This window comes from Rhodococcus sp. 24CO (genome assembly GCF_050586165.1).
Taxonomy (GTDB): domain Bacteria; phylum Actinomycetota; class Actinomycetes; order Mycobacteriales; family Mycobacteriaceae; genus Rhodococcus_F.
This window is the reverse complement of the sequence record NZ_JAZFNF010000008.1, coordinates 168,395-186,017: the sequence shown is the minus strand read 5'-3', so window position 1 is coordinate 186,017 and position 17,623 is coordinate 168,395. Positions and strand designations below refer to the sequence as shown.

Sequence of the window (17,623 nt, the reverse complement as noted above, 5' to 3'; positions counted from 1 at the left end):
GGATGATGAGTGTCAGATGATGTGCGCTCGGCGCAGCAGCATCGTTGACGGGCCGCCGATCAGGCCGACCTCGGTGAGAAATTCGACGGTATTCGCGCATCCTCGACGCACCATGTCGTGGTAGTGGACATTGTTTTTCGCGGCGTGGATTGCCGCTTCGGCGTCGAGTCCGGCGGCTGCGTAAACGTTTTTGTTCACGAGGCTGGTGACCACGAAGTATGCGGTGACGGCAAGTACGAACCGGATGCGAGCTTGCTGGAACCGGGTGACGTGGGCTGCTCGTCGGACGGTTTCCTCGCGGGCGAATCTGATGTGGCGGGCTTCTTCGACCACGTGGATTCTGCTGACGGTTCGGGTGAGTGGTTGGACTCGGGTGTCTCGCATGAATTCGCGTTGCATCATGTCGAGGATTTCTTCGGCGAAGAGTGTTCCGCCGTAGGCCAGGGATCCTGTGGCCGTTGCCTTGAACGGGCGTGCGGCGGTGCGGATCCAGGCCTTCGGCCGGTAGGACGGGACGCCGAACTTTGCTGCGGAGCGCGCGAACATCGTGGAGTGCCGGCATTCGTCGGCGATTTCGGTGAGCGCGAATTGCACGTGCGCTGTGGACGGATCGTGGAAGTAGATGTCGCGGACGAGCATCTGCATGAGGATCATTTCGAACCAGATGCCGGTGCCCGCGATGCTGGCTGCTTCGTGGATGGTGAGGGTGATGCGTTGTTGCTGCGTCATCTCGTCCCACATCGGTGTGCCGTAGAGGCTGCACCATTCGGGGCTCATCCCGTACAGGTCGCCGCGGACGGGCGCTTCCCAGTCGATTTCGATCAACGGGTCGTAGGACGTGCGCGCAGCCGAGGCGAGGAGCTTGGACGCTGTTTCCTGGCGGTCACCGGCACGCGTCAGTCGGGATTGGCGCCGATCGTTCGTAGATCGGTCATGCTCGACAGACATCGCAGTTCACTCCCCACGAGGACCGACAATCTATGTGTGACTGCCGTTAACCCACAATAGCACCGCATAGTGCCACCCCGGTGGGGACGAACCGCTGAAAACGCGCTACCAGCGCGGACCGCGCTGGATGTCGTCCACGCGAGGCCGCACGTCAACGAGATAGACGCAGATTGCGACTACCGCGATGATGCCCAGCATTCCCACCGGAGACGTCACCAACAGCACCAAAGCCGCCACGACAAGGATGCCGAGCCAGATCGGCTTGGTCAGCTTGTTGACTGCGGTGAACGCGTCGGGGCGCTGCCGCACGGCATGCACGATCGCGAAGACAGCACCTGCCAAGGCAAGCAACTTCAGTGCGAGAAAAATCAGGCCGATAATGCCATCCACAGCTACCACGTCTTACATCCTAGTTTCCGTACGCCGACATCACGAACAGAAGGCTCCTGCACCCGAGAGCGCAGGAGCCTTCTCACCAGTCGAGCCAGCTGATCAAGCCTTCTTGGTCGGTGCAGCCTTGGTCGGTGCAGCGGTCTTGGCCGGAGCGGCCTTCACCGGTGCGGCAGCAGCCTTCGCGGGAGCAGCCTTCGCCGGTGCAGCCTTGGCCGGAGCAGCCTTCGCGGGTTCAGCCTTCTTGGCAGCTGCCGTTGCGCGCTCCTGGACATCGGAAGCGGCAGCGGTCACGCGAGCTGCAGCTTCCTTGGAAGCCTCGTCTGCCTGGTCGCCGAGGTCGAGGACCTTGAGCGCAGCTTCGTCGCCCACATCAGCGATCTTCTCGCCGGCGTCGGAGATCTTCTCGCCAACCTCTTCGGCGGTGTCGGAGATGCGTCCGGCAGCGCGGCCGGCCAGCTTGGCAGCCTGCTCGCCCACGGCGCGCGTCTGACGGGCAACGGTTCCGAGTGCGTCTTCGGTCAGCTCGACGGCGTCACCGAGAGCGGACTCCGCAGCGGCGATGCCCTCTTCGACGGCCGGCTGCTTGCGGATGCGCTCAACTGCATCTTCGCCGCGCTCTGCCAGCGAGTTGTACAGATCGCCTGCAACCTTGAGGTATGCCTCGGCGACCTTGCGGAGCTCGTCGGGTGCAAACTTTTCGCGCAGCTCGGCAAGCTCCTCGGGCAGCTCGGACGGCAGGCCGGCGAGACGCTCACGAAGAGCCTCAACGCTTTCCACGACATCGCCCTGCACTGCGGCGAACTTTTCGCGTGCACCGTCGACGCGGCCGGTGACGTCGTCCTGACTGGTCTCGGCGCGCTCACGAACCTGGGCAACAACGTCGGCAACGGCCTGGACGACGAGGTCGCCGGCGCCGACTGCGGCGTAGATCGAGGTCTTCACGTTGTCGATGGCAGTCTTATCGGTCATGGTGTTCTCCTTCTGGGAGGTCTGAGTCCGGAATTGTGGTGGGGGCTGTGCTCTGGGCTACTGCAGCGGGCCGCGTCGAATCGTTCTCCCGACAGAACGAGTCGTAGATCTCGAGCAGCACTTGTTTCTGTCGCTCGCTGATGGAGGTATCTGCGAGTACGGCGTCACGGATCGGACTGTGTGGCCGTTGTTCGAGATATCCGGCCTGGACGTAGAGGACTTCCGAAGACACTCGGAGCCCTTTTGCTATTTGCGCGAGCACGTCAGCTGACGGTTTCCGTAGGCCTCGTTCGATTTGACTGAGGTACGGATTGCTTACACCGGCGAGCTGTGCAAGTTGGCGCATCGAGACTTGTGCGGCTTCGCGCTGCGCACGAATGAATCCCCCGATGTCGTGTGCCGCAGAGCTGACGACGCGCGCTGCCAAGTCGCTGGCTCCGGCTGCGGCACCGGATGATTCACGTTCTCCTTCATCGGAGTTCGTCGACTTCGCAGACATTGCGTCTTCCCTTTCCTGTGGACATTTCCCAGAGTAAGAGAGGGTGCTAACTATTGCAAGCACTACTGCTAGCACTGGGGTGCACGTCACATTCGAGGGCCGACTAGCCGAAAAGCAGCGTCGATACCGTGTAGATGAACAGACCGGCTATCGCGCCGACGACCGTGCCGTTGATGCGGATGAACTGAAGATCACGACCGACCTGAAGCTCGATCTTGCGACTTGCTTCTTCGGCGTCCCAGCGCTCGACGGTGTCGCTGATGACTCCGGTGATCTCGTCGGTGTAGTTCTCCGCGATGTACGTCGTACCGGAGGCAAGCCACCCGTCGACCTTCCTGCGCATCGACTCGTCGTCGCGCAGGCGGATGCCCAATCCGACGACGTTCTCGGCGACCTTGGTCCGCAGGGTGCTGTTGGGATCGTCTACCGATTCCATGATCAGCCGCTTAGCGACCTTCCACGTCGCGGACGCGAGTCCGGTGACTTCCTCGCGCCCCATGATCTCGGCCTTGATGCCCTCGGCCTTTTTGATCGTCTCCGGATCGTTCTGCAGATCGTCCGCAAAATCGATCAGGAAGCGATTGGCCGCGAGCCGAACCTCGTGCTCGGGATTTGCCCGCACCTTCCACGTGAACTCGACCAGTTCCTTGTAGATTTTCTCGCCGAGCATCGCGTCGACAAATTTGGGTGACCACGCGGGCGAGTCCCGGACGATCACCCGGTCGATGGTCTCCTGACTGCCGAGCGCCCACTGATGGGCGCGTTCGGCCAGCAGTTCGATGATCGGCAGTTGCTTGTTCTCCTTCAGAAGCTCACCGAGTACCCGACCGATCGGCGGGCCCCACATCGGTTCCGCCAGACGTTTGACGATCGTGTGGTCGATGACCTGCGCGATGTCCTCGTCGCGCAGCACTTCTACCAGTCCGCGCAGGATCGTCGACGTCTCCGCGGCAACACGCGCAGCATTGTCCCGCTCTGCCATCCACGTGCCGAGCCGCAGCGGGATCTGCGCCTGCTGCACCTTCGCGGACACAACGTCCGGGGCCAGGAAGTTCTGACCGACAAACGAACTCAAACTGGCCCCGAGCTGGTCTTTCTTGCGTTTGATGATCGCCGTGTGCGGAATCGGTATGCCCATCGGATGCCGGAACAGCGCCGTGACGGCAAACCAGTCCGCCAGCGCGCCGACCATTCCTGCCTCGGACGCGGCCCTCACATACCCGACCCACTCGCCCGCGCCGCGTGATTCCTGCCATCGACAGATCAGATAGACGACCGTCGCGAAACCGAGGAGACCGGTCGCGAAGAACTTCATCTTGCGGAGGTCTCGACGCTTGGCGTCGTCGCCGAAAGTCGAGTCGAAATCGTTAAGGCTCAATTGCTGCACCCTTGCCATTGTGCCGAAAGCTTGTCGCAGGTGCGTCGAAGCCGCAGGTGCGTGCCCACCGTAATTGCCCGGACACTAAGCTGAAACGGAATGAGACCGCTTGGACGTGGATCGCACCACAGATATGAGATACCCGTGGCTAAGAACGCTGTGCAGGACAACGAGCAGGTAGACGGCCCAGTTGTCGCTGACACGAAGCCCGAAAAGTCCGACGGACGCAAACGACGCTGGCGCGAGCACAAGATCGCCCGACGTGAAGAGCTTGTCGACGGCACCATCGCGGCGATCCGGGCGCGTGGCCGTGAAATCGGTATGGATGAGATCGCGTCCGAAATCGGTGTGTCCAAGACTGTTCTCTACCGGTACTTCACCGACAAGAGTGACCTGACGACCGCCACGATGATGCGGTACGTCGAGACAATTCTCGCGCCGCGCATCTATCAGGCCATCAGCGACGAACTCGACGATTTCGAACTGACACACGCCACGATCACCGCGTACGTCGAGACTGTTGCGTCGGACCCGGCGATCTACCTCTACGTCATGGCCAACGGAGCCGGCGCAAGCCGCGACGTCGTCGCCGAGTCGGAGCGCATGATCGCCGAACTCCTGTCCACGGTGCTGGGCAATCGTCTGCGCGAGATGGAAATGGATTCCGGTGGATCTCTGCCGTGGGCGTACGGCATCGTCGGCGGTATCCAGTTGGCGACGCACTGGTGGATCTCCAACAAGTCGATGTCTGCTGAATCCTTGATCGACTACCTGACAATGATGACGTGGGGCGGCATCACCGGAATCGCCGCCGTCAAGGGTTCACCGGCCAAGTTCAAGTCCATGCCGCATCCGCTGATCGCTCCCGAATAAGACTGAGCCTGAAGTTCCCACGGAGGCCACCTCGGCTGTGGCACAGTCTGCGGGTATGACCGACGACTCACTGTGGGAAACTCCGGCCATGACGACCCTCCGATCGCAGCCTGGCTTCGATCTCGAAGGTCTCGACCGCAACAGCACTCCGGGATTCACCGGAAAGAAAGCTGACGGCGAGCGTCTCCTCGAAGAACGCGGCGCGGTGCTGTCGGGCTTGCAGGAAATGTTGTACGCCAACGGTCGCTCGGGCGACTCGCGATCAGTCCTCCTCGTCCTGCAAGGAATGGATACATCAGGCAAGGGCGGGATGATGCGCCACGTCGTGGGCCACGTCGATCCGCAAGGCGTCGACCACGCGTCGTTCGGTGTTCCGACAGACGAGGAAAAGCAGCATCACTACCTGTGGCGGATCAAGAAGCAACTCCCCCGCGGCGGTTATCTCGGTGTATTCGACCGCTCTCACTACGAGGACGTTCTTGTGGTGCGAGTTCACGATCTGGTGCCGCCGGATGTGTGGGGAGCACGCTACGACGAGATCAATCAGTTCGAGAAGGAACTGGTCGAGGCCGGCACCACCATCGTCAAGGTCGCGATGTTCGTCTCGCTCGACGAGCAGAAGAAACGTCTGCAGGAGCGACTCGACCGGCCGGAGAAGTACTGGAAGTACAACCCGGGCGACGTGACCGAACGAAAACTGTGGCCCGCATATCAAGAGGCCTATCAGGCGATGCTCGACAAGACGTCCACCGAGTACGCCCCGTGGTACGTCGTGCCATGTGATCGCAAGTGGTACAGCCGCATCGCCGTCACCGAGCTGTTGATCAACGCGTTCGAGAATCTCGACCTGTCATGGCCACCAGCCGATTTCGACGTCGAAGTCGAGAAGGCTCGACTCGCCGAAGCCTGATAGAGGCTCAGAACAAGTGGGGCGTTTCCCGATGCACCTTGTGATCGTGCCGAACGGTTCCGCTGTACAGCGCGATCATCAGACCTATGGATACGGCTGCCGCCAGCCCGGAAACCAGCGCCCAGCCGACGTTCCCTGATCCGGCTGCAAAGAGGAATCCACCCAGACAGACAACAGTGACAAGAACAAGGAAGTACGACGCCCATGCCGCAAAGAGATTGAGCTTCATGATGGCTCCTCGGGGTCGGATCTCTTTCGATTCGACCGTACGCCGCAGACCTATGCTCGACAAGCGGGTTTCCCTGGCGGCACCTGGGGTAGCCGAATTACATGAATATCGGAAACCTTTTCCGCAGAATCGAATCCGCCGACCAACTGGACGGTCCGTCCACAGGGCTTCAGCGCAGAATCCTCGACGCGGCCTCACGCTCGCCGGCTACGCGCAAAGTTGCCTCGATCCTTCGCGGATCACCAGTCGAGCACCCACTACATCCCGCACTGGTGGCCGTCCCCATCGGAGCGTGGACTGCGTCCGTTGTCTTCGATTATGTTGTGCGGGAGCCGAAAACAGTGCGCAACCTGATCCTCCTCGGACTCGTCACAACACCGCCCGCCCTCATCACCGGCTGGCTCGACTGGTCTGAACGCAACACGGTCGCGCGCCGGGTCGGGCTCGTTCACGCCGCGAGCAATGCGGTAGGCATCGACGCTTTCCTGGTGTCGTATTTCTTGCGCAGCAACGATTCCCCGCCGCCGCCACTCGCGCGGTTGCTGTCACTGGTCGGGCTGAGCGCTATCGGCGTCGGCGGCGCACTCGGCGGGCACATCGTGTTCCGGCTGATGGACGATCTCGACGCCGAGACGGCGTCAGCGCCGGTCCTGGATCCGGCGCTGAACGTAGTGAACTAATAGCGCTGAACGTAGTGAACTAGCGGATCTGAAGGTTCAGTGCGCGTCGTGTCCGTACTGACGTAGCAGGCGCGCAGTCCGATCGGAATCTGCCAGCGGACGATCGTTGGTCCACGACGCGCGTCGGCGCATCCGGGCCTCAGGGGTGCCGACACTCGCGCCGAATGCCGCGACCACGTCCGCAGTGGGCACTGCGTCGTCCCCGAGGTATCCGAGAACGATCAGATCCTCACCCGATCGGGTTTCCACTGCCAACGCCCAACCGCATGTTTCCTCCCACAGCAATGCAACTTCCCGGCCAGGGAAGCGTGGAACCTCTCGATCGAGGGCGATGTACGCCTCCATCGGATGCTCACCCCGGCAGCACCATTGCTCGATTCCTGCGCCGACGCCCTCGGCCACCGATTGGATGTACCGCTGGAATCCGAGCCCCACACTCGCGTCGACTAGTACCTGTTCGGTCATCGATCCACTCCTCACCTTGCGTGCTTGAAATGTGCCCATCCCGGGGCGAAGCGAAACCCGGTTCAGATCCCCAACCGGGGGTATCCGAAGACGAAACAGTCAACCGAGAGGCGCCCAGATGACTTATTCGCCCGCCATCGCACCCGGACGAATGCTCAATATCTCCATGGTGTCGGTCAATGCGGACCCACTGGCTCAGGTGGGCAATTCCCTTGCCGGACGCCAGCATCTGCACGTCGACGAGCTGTCTTCGGCGCTCGTTCGCGCGGGCCATGACGTCACGGTGTACACGCGGCGGCAGAGTGCACACGGCCCCGACCGTGTTCGTGCACGCGGCGGCTATACCGTCGTGTATGCCGAAGCCGGTCCGCTGCATGCGCTGAGCGACAAGGAACTGCTGCAGTATCTCGGCGAATTCGGTGGTGAACTACGCAACTTGTGGACTCTGGATCGGCCCGATGTAGTGCACGCTCATTTTTGGATGTCGGGTATCGCCACGGAACTGGCAACGCGAATCCTCGGCATTCCGGTTTTGCAAACATTCCATTCGCTCGGTATCACGGAACGGCGCCATCTCGGCTTGTCCGACGAAAACCCCTCGGAGCGTTCCCATCTGGAGCAGTTGGTCGCGAAGGGTGCGACGCATGTAATCGCAACGAGCTCGGACGAGGTGTTCGATCTTGTTCGGCTCGGCTCCCCTCGCTCGCGGACGACCATGGTTCCGTCCGGCGTCGACATCGACCACTTCACACCGGAGGGGCCGCGGGCAAAACGAAACGCGCCGCACCGATTGTTGTGCGTCGGAAGGTTGGTCGAGCAGAAAGGGTTCGACGTCGCGATTGCGGCTCTGGCGTCGCTGCCCGACACCGAACTGGTGGTGGCCGGAGGTCCACCGTCGTCAGGTCTGCCTACCGACGAGATCGCCACGCAGTTGCAGAAACTCGCCGAACGACTGGGCGTCGCGGATCGAGTGAAACTTCTCGGCCGCGTTCCCCACCAGTCGCTGCCGAAGTTGATGCGGTCGGCAGACGCACTACTCTGCACGGCCCGCTACGAACCGTTTGGCATCGTCGCACTCGAGGCTATGGCTTGCGGTGTTCCCGTTGTCGCGACACCGGTCGGCGGACTGCGCGACACAGTGGTGGACGGATTGACCGGACACCGCGTTCCGGTCGACAATCCGAAGCAGACCGCAAGGGTGGTGCGGCACCTGCTCGACAACGCGGAGGAAGGAGCCTTGTTCTCACGCGCGGGTAGAGCCAGGATGTGCGAATCGTATTCGTGGGAACATGTGGCCGGCGAAGTTGTGCGGACCTACGGTCGCTGCGTTACCGCGCCGCCCCGCACGCGGGCGCACAGAGTCGCTCACCGAAGCGAAGTAGCTCGGTGAGCGACCTGATTCTCCTTAAGTTCGATACTCCTTGACGCTGTATGACTCAGCGCCTTTCAGGCAAGGAAGCGTTTGGTTTCGCCGAGGCCGACTGCGTGCTCCAACGAGGTGTAGCAGTCGAACATGGATTCCTGGCCGGCAGCTTTGAGGAGACGCTGAACCGGTCGCCCACAGATCAAGGCAAGAGCACCGCCGGCATCCCGGGTGAGGGTGGCAAGGATCGACAACGACGACAACCCGCACATACCCATGAATTCGAGATCCGACATGTCGACAACCAGGGTCCGACCCGGCACAACCTGGCTGGACAGATAATCGCGGAATGCGTTGACGCTCAACAAGTCGATTTCACCGCGAACCGAAATCACGACGGTAGTGGAACTGACCTTGTTCGCGCGAAACGAGGCAGTCGACGTCGCCGATGGCGGCGGACCGTAGTCGAGCGAACCTCGACCTGCGTACGAAAGACCCGGCTTCGAACCTGCGTTCGACTTCCCAGAGGCAGAGGGCCCAGAAAGAGGCGATCCTGGAACAGATGATTTTGGAACAACAGTCATGGTTCTCCCATCCCGCAACGGCATACACTGTGCAAAGAAACGGGGGATATCCATCAAGGGCGCACGCGATATCGGGCCCCATAAATTAATGGATAATCCCTCATCGGCTGTGTGCTCAACCTCGGTTAGGAACAGTACCCCGAGATGACGGAGGTCACAAGCGCGGTGTGAGCGTTCGGTTCGGTCGCACGTCACGAACTGGTGGTCAAGATTGTGCAAAGTTATGGTTTGAACTGCACCCTTTCGAGGTAATCCCCATTAAGCGTCTGCGCACCGGCGTAGATATTTTCTGTATAGGGGTGTCTGTGATCGTATCGGTCGGTATGGTTCACCGCACCAGCGTCCGGGGCCGGCACCTGGTACGACGATCCGGAGAACTCATGCAACATCTCAGCGCAATCGAACCCGAACAGGATCGCACTCAACCCGTCGTCGAGTTGAGAATCCGGGCAACCCTGGACCAACTGTCGATATTGCGGGCGCTCGCTGCAACCGTCGCGATTCAAGAAAGCTTCGACCTCGACGCCATCGCCGACATCAGGCTGGCTATGGATGAGATCTGTACGCATCTCATCGTCCGAGCTCTCCCCGACTCTGTACTGGTGTGCCGATTTGTCTACGCGGCGTCCCAACTACATATTTCGGTCGCAACCACGACAGCTGAGTCCGACGGCGCCGACCAGCGATCCTTCGGGTGGCACGTCCTGACCGCCCTCACCGACTCGATTTCCCTCGATCAAGAAGAAGACCCGAATAGCGCCGGGTACATCACGACTATGAAGTTCACCAAAGCCGACGGCAGGCGCCAGTGACATCGTCCGCCCATGGGACATCGTCCGAGCATGGCCCACCGCGGCCGCGTCGCCGGTCGACAGATGAGTATCGAGACGTCATAGCCGTTTTCGAGAAGCTGGACACCCTCGATCGTCACGGAGTTGAGTACGAGCGAGTGCGGGCCGCCCTCATCACGCGCTGCTTGCCTCTGGCCGAGCACATCGCCCGTCGGTTCGACGGACGCGGCGAGGCACACGACGACCTGGTTCAGGTCGCACGGCTGGGTCTGGTCAACGCGGTCGACCGGTTCGACGTCAGTCGTGGATCGGACTTCGTGTCGTTTGCCGTCCCCACTGTCATGGGAGAAGTCCGTCGACACTTCCGGGACACCGGGTGGGCGGTCCGCGTTCCTCGCCGCATGAAGGAACTGCACTTCCAACTCGGCCAGGCGATCAGCGAGCTGTCACAGCAGTTGGGGCACGCTCCGACCGTCGACGAACTCGCCGCGACCCTGGGTGTCGAACGCGAAGAAGTAGCCCAAGCGCTCATCGCCGGAAATGCTTATCAGACAGTGTCGGTGGACGGCGCTGCGTCCAACCACACCGACGATCTTCCCCTGGTGGAAACACTCGGCGATTACGACGCGGCTCTCGAAAATGTCGAAAATCACGAAGCTCTGCGTCCGCTGCTCGAGAAGCTACCGGACCGGGAAAGGACCGTGTTGATGCTGCGGTTCTTCGGCAATCTCACACAGACGCAGATCGCCGAGAAGGTCGGGGTATCTCAGATGCATGTGTCGCGGTTGCTCGCGAAGACCCTCAGTAGCCTTCGCGAGCAACTCGACTAGCCCGCAGTGATCAGATCGTGGCCGCGTCGATGACAAATCGGTAACGGACGTCGCTTGCGACCACGCGATCGTAAGCGGCGTTGATCTCACTTGCCGGAATGAGTTCGATCTCGGCCCCGATTCCGTGTTCGGCACAGAAGTGCAGCATCTCCTGAGTCTGCGGAATGCCGCCGACCATGCTGCCGGCCAAGCTACGACGGTTCGCGGCAAGCGAGAACGCGCGCACCTCGATCGGCTTCTCGGGCAATCCCAATTCGACCAGGGTTCCGTTGAGTGCGAGCAACGACATGTACGCGTCGATGTCGAGGTTGACCGACACGGTGTTGAGAATCAGATCGAACTGTCCACGCAATTCCTTGAACGTTCCGGGGTCCTTGGTGGCGTAGTAGTGATCCGCGCCGAAACGCAGGCCGTCGTCCTGCTTGCTCAGCGATTGACTCAGGACGGTGACCTCGGCACCCATCGCTTTGGCGATCTTCACACCGACGTGGCCGAGACCACCGAAGCCGATGATCGCAACCTTCGTGCCCGGTCCGGTTTTCCAGTGCCGCAGTGGCGAGTACAACGTGATGCCTGCGCACAGAAGCGGCGCCGCGACGTCGAGTTCGATGCCGTCGGGGATCGACAGCACAAAGTGTTCATTGACGACGATGGACGTTGCGTACCCACCTTGGGTGCGCTCGCCGTCGCGGCCCTTGGCGTTGTAGGTGCCGGTCACTCCGGTGCGGCAGTACTGCTCCTCACCGGCAATACACATGTCGCATTCCCCGCAGGAGTCGACAAAACAACCGACACCCACGCGGTCACCGACCTTGTGCGTAGTCACCTCGGAGCCGATCGCGGCAACTACACCGGCGATTTCGTGTCCCGGGACAACCGGGTATTTTGTTCCGCCCCACTCATTTCGGGCGGAGTGGATATCGGAGTGGCAGATTCCGGCAAACTTGATGTCGATGAGAATGTCCAGTGGACCGAGCTCGCGTCGTTCGATGGTGGTCTTCTCCAGAAGACCGTCAGCGGACATAGCGGCGTAAGCAGCAGCAGTAACCATGGGTACATGCCTACTCGCGCAAGAAGGGACCTGCAAATTGCAGGTCCCTTCTTGCACCGATTTGTCTAGTTACCGGCATCCTGAGCGTTCTCGGCCCGGCGACGTAGTCGCCTTGCCGCCGCGACCAAGTTACGCAGCGACGGCTCCAACTGCCACGGATGGCGAGTCTTGAGCCCACCGTCCGGGTTTGCCCACAAGCGATCGAGAGAAATCGATTCGCTTGCTTCCGTGAGCAATTCGTCGAGTTCGTCGATATCCGGGATCCTCGCCGAACGGGACTCGTACACACCGGGTCCGACGCCGTGGGTGAGCGCGCCTTCCTTCAGTGCGTCGAGCACCCACGTGATGGAGCGGGTCGCGACGATAGCCGTCACATCGGCGTCCAACCGTTCGATGGCGTCGACCACCGACGACCGAGCGGAGTACGTCAGATGCGTGTGGATCTGTGTTTCCGGCTTCGCTCCACCTGTTGCCAGACGGAACGCGTCGACGGCCCACTCCAGGTAGGCCTCCCGGCCGTCCTCACGTAGCGGCAGCAGTTCACGAATTGCGGGCTCGTCCACCTGGATGATGGCGATGCCGGCGGCTTCGAGATCTGCAATTTCGTCCCGAATGACAAGGGCCAGTTGCTCTGCCGTTTCGTAGAGCGGCTGATCCTGACGGACGAAAGAACGGGCGATCATGGTGACGGGTCCGGTGAGCATGCCCTTGACCGGCTTGTCGGTCAGCGACTGCGCGTACGCAATCCACTCGACCGTCATCGGCTTCGGACGCGCGATGTCTCCGTAGAGAATCGGCGGACGCGTGCAACGGGATCCGTAGGCCTGCACCCAACCGTTGTGCGTGAAGGCATACCCTTCGAGCAGTTCGGCGAAGTACTGGACCATGTCGTTGCGCTCGTGCTCACCGTGCACGAGGACGTCGAGTCCGATGTCCTCCTGCAGGCGGATGGTGCGTTCGATCTCTTCCTGGATGCGCTTGTAGTAGTCGTCCCACTCCAACCGCCCCTCGCCGAGTTCATAACGCGCCTGGCGGATTTCGTTGGTCTGCGGGAACGAGCCCAATGTCTGAGCCGGCACCAACGGCAGGTTCAGCCGTTCCTGCTGCGCCTTACGACGCTCTTCGTACGGAGCGCGGATACGATCTTCGGGCTTGACGGCGTTGACCCGGGCTCGCACCGCGTGCTTGAGCTTGAAGTGCACCTTTGTCGGGCGCTTGCGCCACTTGTCGGACGGACCTTCGGCGAGGGCCTTCGCAAGTGTGACGACCTCGCCGACCTTCTGCTTGGCAAAGGCCAGACGATCCGCGACGTCTCCCGGGATGTCGTACTCGGAGAGTACGTCGTACGGCACGTGCAGCAGCGAAGACGACGTGGAGACAACAAGATCCGGGACAACGTCCTTGAGCTCGTTGAGGTACGTCAAGGTATTGAAACGATCTACGCGCCAGACGTTTCGGCCGTCGACAACACCCGCATAGATACGCTTGCGCTTGATGTGGGGAACCGCAGCCAGTTCTTCGGCCGTGATCCGGCCGTGCACGAGGTCCAGCCCGAATGCCTCGATCTTGGTGGCAGCCAGGATGTTCAGAGCCTCGCCGAACTTGCCGTACGGTCCCGTCACCAGCAGACGCGGACGCAGCGGCGCGGTGGACAGCTTCTCGTACGCCCGTTTGAGCGCATCGAGCTCTTCTGCCGAGCGATCCTCCGTCACCGAAGGCTCGTCCAGCTGAACGCACGTTGCGCCGGCCTTAGCCAACTGCTCGAACAGCTTCTCGTACACGGGAAGTAGATCGTCGAGTCGATCGAGCGGAGTGAAATCGGCGTCGACCGCTTCGGTTGCCGGCCCCACTTTGGAGAGCAGAAGCAACGACACCGGTCCCATGATCACGGGACGCAGTTCGATGCCTCGTTCCTTGGCACGCTCGAATTCGTCGAGCAACGCCTCCGAGTGGAGTGAGAACTCCGTGGCGGCATCGATCTCGGGCTGACGGTAGTAGTAGTTGGTGCCGAAGAACCGGACCAACTCGAGGGGCGGGAAGTCGGGACGACCACGCGCCATCGTGAAGTAGAAATCGAGTGGGTCCAAAGCGCTTTCGAGCGGCTTGAACCGCTCGGGCACGGCACCGAACAGCAAGGCGTTGTCGAGAACGTGATCGTAGAACGAGAAGGTATTGCCGGGAACCTGGCTCAATCCCGTTGCAGCCAATTCGCTCCAGGTCGATTCCTGAAGTTCCTTGGCAACCGCGAGAAGTGCGTCCTTGTCGGAATTGCCGTGCCAGTAGGACTCGAGGGCACGCTTGAGCTCCCGCCGCGGCCCGATGCGCGGGTACCCCAGGACGCTGGAGCCGAATGCTGCAGTGCTGCTGGACATGCGGTCGACCTTTCTAACCGAGGGGCGCAAGCGCCCTGTGCGCCTTTGTGGTAGCCGTAACTACCAGAAAGGCACACAGGGCCATTGGCCTTAGCTTGCCTGCTTGGCGGAACGACCGTTGTCGGTGTACTCGTAGAACCCTGCGCCGGACTTCTTACCCGTCAGACCGGCCTCGACCATACGGAGGAGCAGCGGCGGGGCGGAGTACAGCGGCTCCTTGAACTCTTCGTACATGGAGTCGGCGATGGACTTGACGGTGTCGAGTCCGACCAGATCCGTCAGAGCCAGCGGACCCATGGGGTGCGCGAGGCCGAGAACCGTTGCCTTGTCGATGTCTTCCTTGGTGGCGAAGCCCGACTCGACCATGCGGATGGCCGAGAGCAGGTACGGCACCAGGAGTGCGTTGACGACAAAGCCGGAGCGGTCGGCACTGCGGACAACCTGCTTGCCCAGGACGTCACTGGCAAAAGCCTCGGCGCGCTGCGACACCGTGGAGCTGGTCTTGAGCGTCGTCACCAATTCGACGAGCGGCAGAACCGGCACCGGGTTGAAGAAGTGCATACCGATGACTCGCTCGGGACGCTTGGTCGAGATACCGAGCTTCATGATCGGGATCGACGACGTGTTGGACGCGAGAACCGCATCCGGGTCCGTCACGACCGCGTCGAGCTCGGCGAAGATTTCGCTCTTGATCTTCTCGTCTTCGACGACGGCCTCCACAACGAGCTGGCGGTCCGCGAAATCTCCCAGATCGGAGGTGAAACGCAGACGCCATGCGGCCTGCTCACGCTCACGTTCTGTGATCTTTCCGCTGCTCACGCCGCGGTCGAGCGAACGCAGGATGCGTGAACGCCCGGCTGCTGCAAGCTCGCGAGTCTGCTCGAAGACCAGAACATCGACATGTGCGCGGGCGCACACCTCGGCGATTCCGGCACCCATGATTCCGGCGCCGATAACGCCGACGCGCTGAATTTTTTCGCTGGTCACGTCAGCTCCTTGTTTGTCTCGTGGAGTTTGTCTGGTGGAGGTGTAGCTGTGGAAGCACTTCGAACCGCGTCGACGCTGATGGCCGGCGCAATCGGAACTGCCTTGAAGACGAGGGAAAAGTAGTGCGGTGATACAAGCAGGGGAGAGACCCGAAGCCGAGCCTCTCCCCCACCCGATGTCAGTTCTTAGTGGAACTGTCCCTCTTCGGTGGAGCCCTTGAGAGCTGCCGTCGAGGTGTTGGGGTCAACGGTGGTGGCGATGGTGTCGAAGTAGCCGGCGCCAACCTCACGCTGGTGCTTGATGGCGGTGAAGCCACGCTCTTCGGCAGCCTTGAACTCGCGCTCCTGCAGGTCGACGAATGCCGTCATACCTTCACGGGCGTAGCCGTAGGCCAGGTCGAACATGCCGTAGTTGAGCGAGTGGAAGCCTGCGAGCGTGATGAACTGGAACTTGAAGCCCATCGCGCCGAGCTCCTTCTGGAACTTCGCGATGGTCGCGTCGTCCAGGTGTGCCTTCCAGTTGAAGGACGGGGAGCAGTTGTAGGCCAGGAGCTGGTCCGGGAATTCGCTGCGAACGGACTCGGCGAACTTCTTTGCAACCTCGAGATCCGGCACGCCGGTCTCCATCCAGATGAGGTCTGCGTACGGTGCGTAAGCCTTGGCGCGAGCGATGCAGGGCTCGATGCCGTTCTTGACGCCGTAGAAGCCTTCAGCCGTGCGGGTTCCGTCGAGGAACGGGCGGTCGCGCTCGTCCACGTCGGAGGTGATGAGGGTTGCGGCCTCAGCGTCGGTGCGGGCGATGATGACGGACGGAACGTCCGCAACGTCGGAAGCCAGGCGAGCCGAGGTCAGGGTGCGGATGTGCTGCTGCGTGGGGATGAGCACCTTGCCGCCGAGGTGGCCGCACTTCTTCTCCGAAGCGAGCTGATCCTCCCAGTGAACGCCTGCTGCGCCTGCGCCGATCATGGCCTTCTGCAGCTCGTATGCGTTGAGAGCGCCACCGAAGCCGGCTTCGGCGTCGGCAACGATCGGAGCGAGCCAGTTGCTGACGGAGGTGTCACCCTCGGTCTTGGCGATCTCGTCGGCACGCAGCAGTGCGTTGTTGATGCGACGAACGACGGTCGGCACCGAGTTGGCCGGGTAGAGGCTCTGGTCCGGGTAGGTGTGGCCCGAGAGGTTAGCGTCGCCGGCAACCTGCCAGCCGGAGAGGTAGATGGCCTTGAGGCCGGCGCGAACCTGCTGCACAGCCATGTTGCCGGTAAGTGCACCGAGGGAGTTGATGTAGTCCTCGTTGTTCACGAGATCCCAGAGGATCTCGGATCCGCGGCGAGCGAGGGTCTGCTCCTCGACGACGGTGCCCTGGAGCTTGACGACCTGATCGGCCGTGTAGTTACGAGTTACGCCCTTCCAGCGAGGGTTGGTGTCCCAATCCTGCTGAAGCTCTGCTGCGGTCTTCGGGGTGCCGGTGGTCGACATCAAGACTCCATCTCTTTGATCTACTGGTCTGGCCCGTTGTGAGCAGTACGTGAGCGGTACGTGCGTACTGCTTCACATCCTTGCCAGGCCCTTTTTGTTTACTCATCGAGAATGACACATCGAAAAAGTGCCGTCTACCTGTTGCTAATGCCAATCTTCGCTAGCTTTTCAACACACTTTGCTAAGACTGTGAAGATCGAGAGGGGTCCAAACCTCACCAATCGGGCAGGTTTGCTACTGGCCGGTAGCAAGAAACTGCAGGCTGTGAACGAAATGCACACAACCTTCTCCGGCGACGCAAGCGCACTGCCGACGGGTCGTTCCAGCATCATTGCCGGCAACATTTTGTGACTCGGAGTGACCGCAATCACGCCCGCCTGGGCCGAATTCGCGGATTCCCGTGTGCAGGCGGGATTTTTTGCACACAAGTTGCCTCGAAACGCGCGTTCCGGCCTGATTTCGCAAACTTGCGTGCACCTGGGCTCATCGTTCCGCTGCCGCCCACGCCAACCTCCACTAGCGTGACCGCCATGCCCCTGTACGAGTTTCGCTGCACCGGCTGCGGACCGCTCGAGCGGTCGTTTGCGATGGCCGAGGTTCCCTCGTCGATTGTGTGCCCACAATGCTCCGCCGATTCCCGACGCGTGATGTCCACACCGAGATTGAGCCACGCATCCTCCGCGGCGATGGGGCTACTCGACGCCACTGCGCGATCCGCGCATGAGCCGGCAGTAGTCAACGGCTCACTGCCGGGCACTCGCCGCGCCGTCACCCCGACGACGTTTAATCCGTTGCACCGCAAGCTACCTCGACCCTGAGTGTCACC

At 61.5% G+C, this 17,623-nt stretch carries 20 protein-coding genes; 8 read left to right on the top strand and 12 right to left on the bottom strand.

Annotated features, from left to right (window positions below; genetic code table 11):
• Positions 1-12 precede the first annotated feature (12 nt).
• The 5 genes from V2B23_RS21085 to V2B23_RS21065 form a co-directional block, all read right to left on the bottom strand.
• Entirely contained in the window at positions 13-948 is a 936-nt protein-coding gene (locus tag V2B23_RS21085) for an AurF N-oxygenase family protein (RefSeq protein WP_430952129.1), read from the bottom strand.
• Positions 949-1,053: 105 nt separating this feature from the next.
• Positions 1,054-1,347: a DUF2516 family protein gene (locus tag V2B23_RS21080; protein WP_033235530.1), complete on the bottom strand. Its 294-nt coding sequence runs from the start codon at positions 1,345-1,347 to the stop codon at positions 1,054-1,056.
• A 93-nt stretch (positions 1,348-1,440) separates the two neighbouring features.
• Complete coding sequence (locus V2B23_RS21075) at positions 1,441-2,310, bottom strand: heparin-binding hemagglutinin (protein ID WP_430952128.1); 870 nt, start codon at positions 2,308-2,310, stop codon at positions 1,441-1,443.
• On the bottom strand, positions 2,300-2,809 hold the full coding sequence (locus V2B23_RS21070) for a helix-turn-helix domain-containing protein (RefSeq protein ID WP_430952127.1): 510 nt from the start codon (positions 2,807-2,809) through the stop codon (positions 2,300-2,302). The genes V2B23_RS21075 and V2B23_RS21070 overlap by 11 nt, the downstream gene beginning before the upstream one ends.
• A gap of 103 nt (positions 2,810-2,912) precedes the next feature.
• A complete protein-coding gene (locus tag V2B23_RS21065) occupies positions 2,913-4,196 on the bottom strand; it encodes a DUF445 domain-containing protein (protein WP_430952126.1) in 1,284 nt (427 codons plus the stop codon).
• 135 nt (positions 4,197-4,331) lie between these two features.
• Here V2B23_RS21065 and V2B23_RS21060 point away from each other — a divergent pair, with 135 nt between their 5' ends.
• Together V2B23_RS21060 and V2B23_RS21055 are read left to right on the top strand one after the other, a co-directional pair.
• The gene (locus tag V2B23_RS21060; protein WP_430952125.1) at positions 4,332-5,060 is read left to right on the top strand and encodes a TetR/AcrR family transcriptional regulator; all 729 of its coding nucleotides are present in this window, start codon (positions 4,332-4,334) and stop codon (positions 5,058-5,060) included.
• Positions 5,061-5,115: 55 nt separating this feature from the next.
• Positions 5,116-5,970 carry a polyphosphate kinase 2 family protein gene (locus V2B23_RS21055; RefSeq protein WP_430952124.1) on the top strand — a complete coding sequence of 285 codons (855 nt, stop codon included), beginning with the start codon at positions 5,116-5,118 and terminating at the stop codon, positions 5,968-5,970.
• A 7-nt stretch (positions 5,971-5,977) separates the two neighbouring features.
• Here the strand turns inward: V2B23_RS21055 and V2B23_RS21050 are convergent, their stop codons facing one another.
• Positions 5,978-6,199, bottom strand: coding sequence for a hypothetical protein (locus V2B23_RS21050; protein WP_430952123.1), 222 nt, complete (start codon positions 6,197-6,199; stop codon positions 5,978-5,980).
• 101 nt (positions 6,200-6,300) lie between these two features.
• Here V2B23_RS21050 and V2B23_RS21045 point away from each other — a divergent pair, with 101 nt between their 5' ends.
• Entirely contained in the window at positions 6,301-6,879 is a 579-nt protein-coding gene (locus tag V2B23_RS21045; RefSeq protein WP_430952122.1) for a DUF2231 domain-containing protein, read from the top strand.
• 36 nt (positions 6,880-6,915) lie between these two features.
• Here V2B23_RS21045 and V2B23_RS21040 read toward each other — a convergent pair whose 3' ends face one another.
• Entirely contained in the window at positions 6,916-7,344 is a 429-nt protein-coding gene (locus tag V2B23_RS21040) for a DUF6292 family protein (protein ID WP_430952121.1), read from the bottom strand.
• Between the two features lie 118 nt (positions 7,345-7,462).
• On the opposite strand from V2B23_RS21040, the gene V2B23_RS21035 reads away from it, so the two are divergent.
• A complete protein-coding gene (locus V2B23_RS21035) occupies positions 7,463-8,734 on the top strand; it encodes a glycosyltransferase (protein WP_430952120.1) in 1,272 nt (423 codons plus the stop codon).
• Positions 8,735-8,790: 56 nt separating this feature from the next.
• Here the strand turns inward: V2B23_RS21035 and V2B23_RS21030 are convergent, their stop codons facing one another.
• Entirely contained in the window at positions 8,791-9,291 is a 501-nt protein-coding gene (locus tag V2B23_RS21030) for an STAS domain-containing protein (protein ID WP_430952119.1), read from the bottom strand.
• Between the two features lie 380 nt (positions 9,292-9,671).
• Between V2B23_RS21030 and V2B23_RS21025 the strand changes: the two genes are divergently transcribed.
• Positions 9,672-10,103, top strand: a complete 432-nt coding sequence (locus tag V2B23_RS21025; protein ID WP_430952118.1) for an ATP-binding protein — start codon at positions 9,672-9,674, stop codon at positions 10,101-10,103.
• Complete coding sequence (locus V2B23_RS21020; RefSeq protein ID WP_430952117.1) at positions 10,100-10,912, top strand: SigB/SigF/SigG family RNA polymerase sigma factor; 813 nt, start codon at positions 10,100-10,102, stop codon at positions 10,910-10,912. Before V2B23_RS21025 ends, V2B23_RS21020 begins: the two co-directional genes overlap by 4 nt.
• A 10-nt stretch (positions 10,913-10,922) precedes the next feature.
• Here the strand turns inward: V2B23_RS21020 and V2B23_RS21015 are convergent, their stop codons facing one another.
• From V2B23_RS21015 to aceA, 4 genes are all read right to left on the bottom strand, one after another.
• Positions 10,923-11,963, bottom strand: a complete 1,041-nt coding sequence (locus V2B23_RS21015; RefSeq protein WP_430952116.1) for an NAD(P)-dependent alcohol dehydrogenase — start codon at positions 11,961-11,963, stop codon at positions 10,923-10,925.
• Positions 11,964-12,028: 65 nt separating this feature from the next.
• Positions 12,029-14,335, bottom strand: a complete 2,307-nt coding sequence (metE, locus tag V2B23_RS21010; protein WP_430952115.1) for a 5-methyltetrahydropteroyltriglutamate--homocysteine S-methyltransferase — start codon at positions 14,333-14,335, stop codon at positions 12,029-12,031.
• 90 nt (positions 14,336-14,425) lie between these two features.
• Positions 14,426-15,322: a 3-hydroxybutyryl-CoA dehydrogenase gene (locus tag V2B23_RS21005; protein WP_033235540.1), complete on the bottom strand. Its 897-nt coding sequence runs from the start codon at positions 15,320-15,322 to the stop codon at positions 14,426-14,428.
• 185 nt (positions 15,323-15,507) lie between these two features.
• Positions 15,508-16,797: an isocitrate lyase gene (aceA, locus tag V2B23_RS21000; protein WP_003941533.1), complete on the bottom strand. Its 1,290-nt coding sequence runs from the start codon at positions 16,795-16,797 to the stop codon at positions 15,508-15,510.
• Positions 16,798-16,986: 189 nt separating this feature from the next.
• Here aceA and V2B23_RS20995 point away from each other — a divergent pair, with 189 nt between their 5' ends.
• Positions 16,987-17,148, top strand: a complete 162-nt coding sequence (locus tag V2B23_RS20995; protein WP_430952114.1) for a hypothetical protein — start codon at positions 16,987-16,989, stop codon at positions 17,146-17,148.
• A gap of 179 nt (positions 17,149-17,327) precedes the next feature.
• Entirely contained in the window at positions 17,328-17,615 is a 288-nt protein-coding gene (locus tag V2B23_RS20990) for an FmdB family zinc ribbon protein (protein WP_430952330.1), read from the top strand.
• The last annotated feature ends 8 nt before the right edge of the window (positions 17,616-17,623 follow it).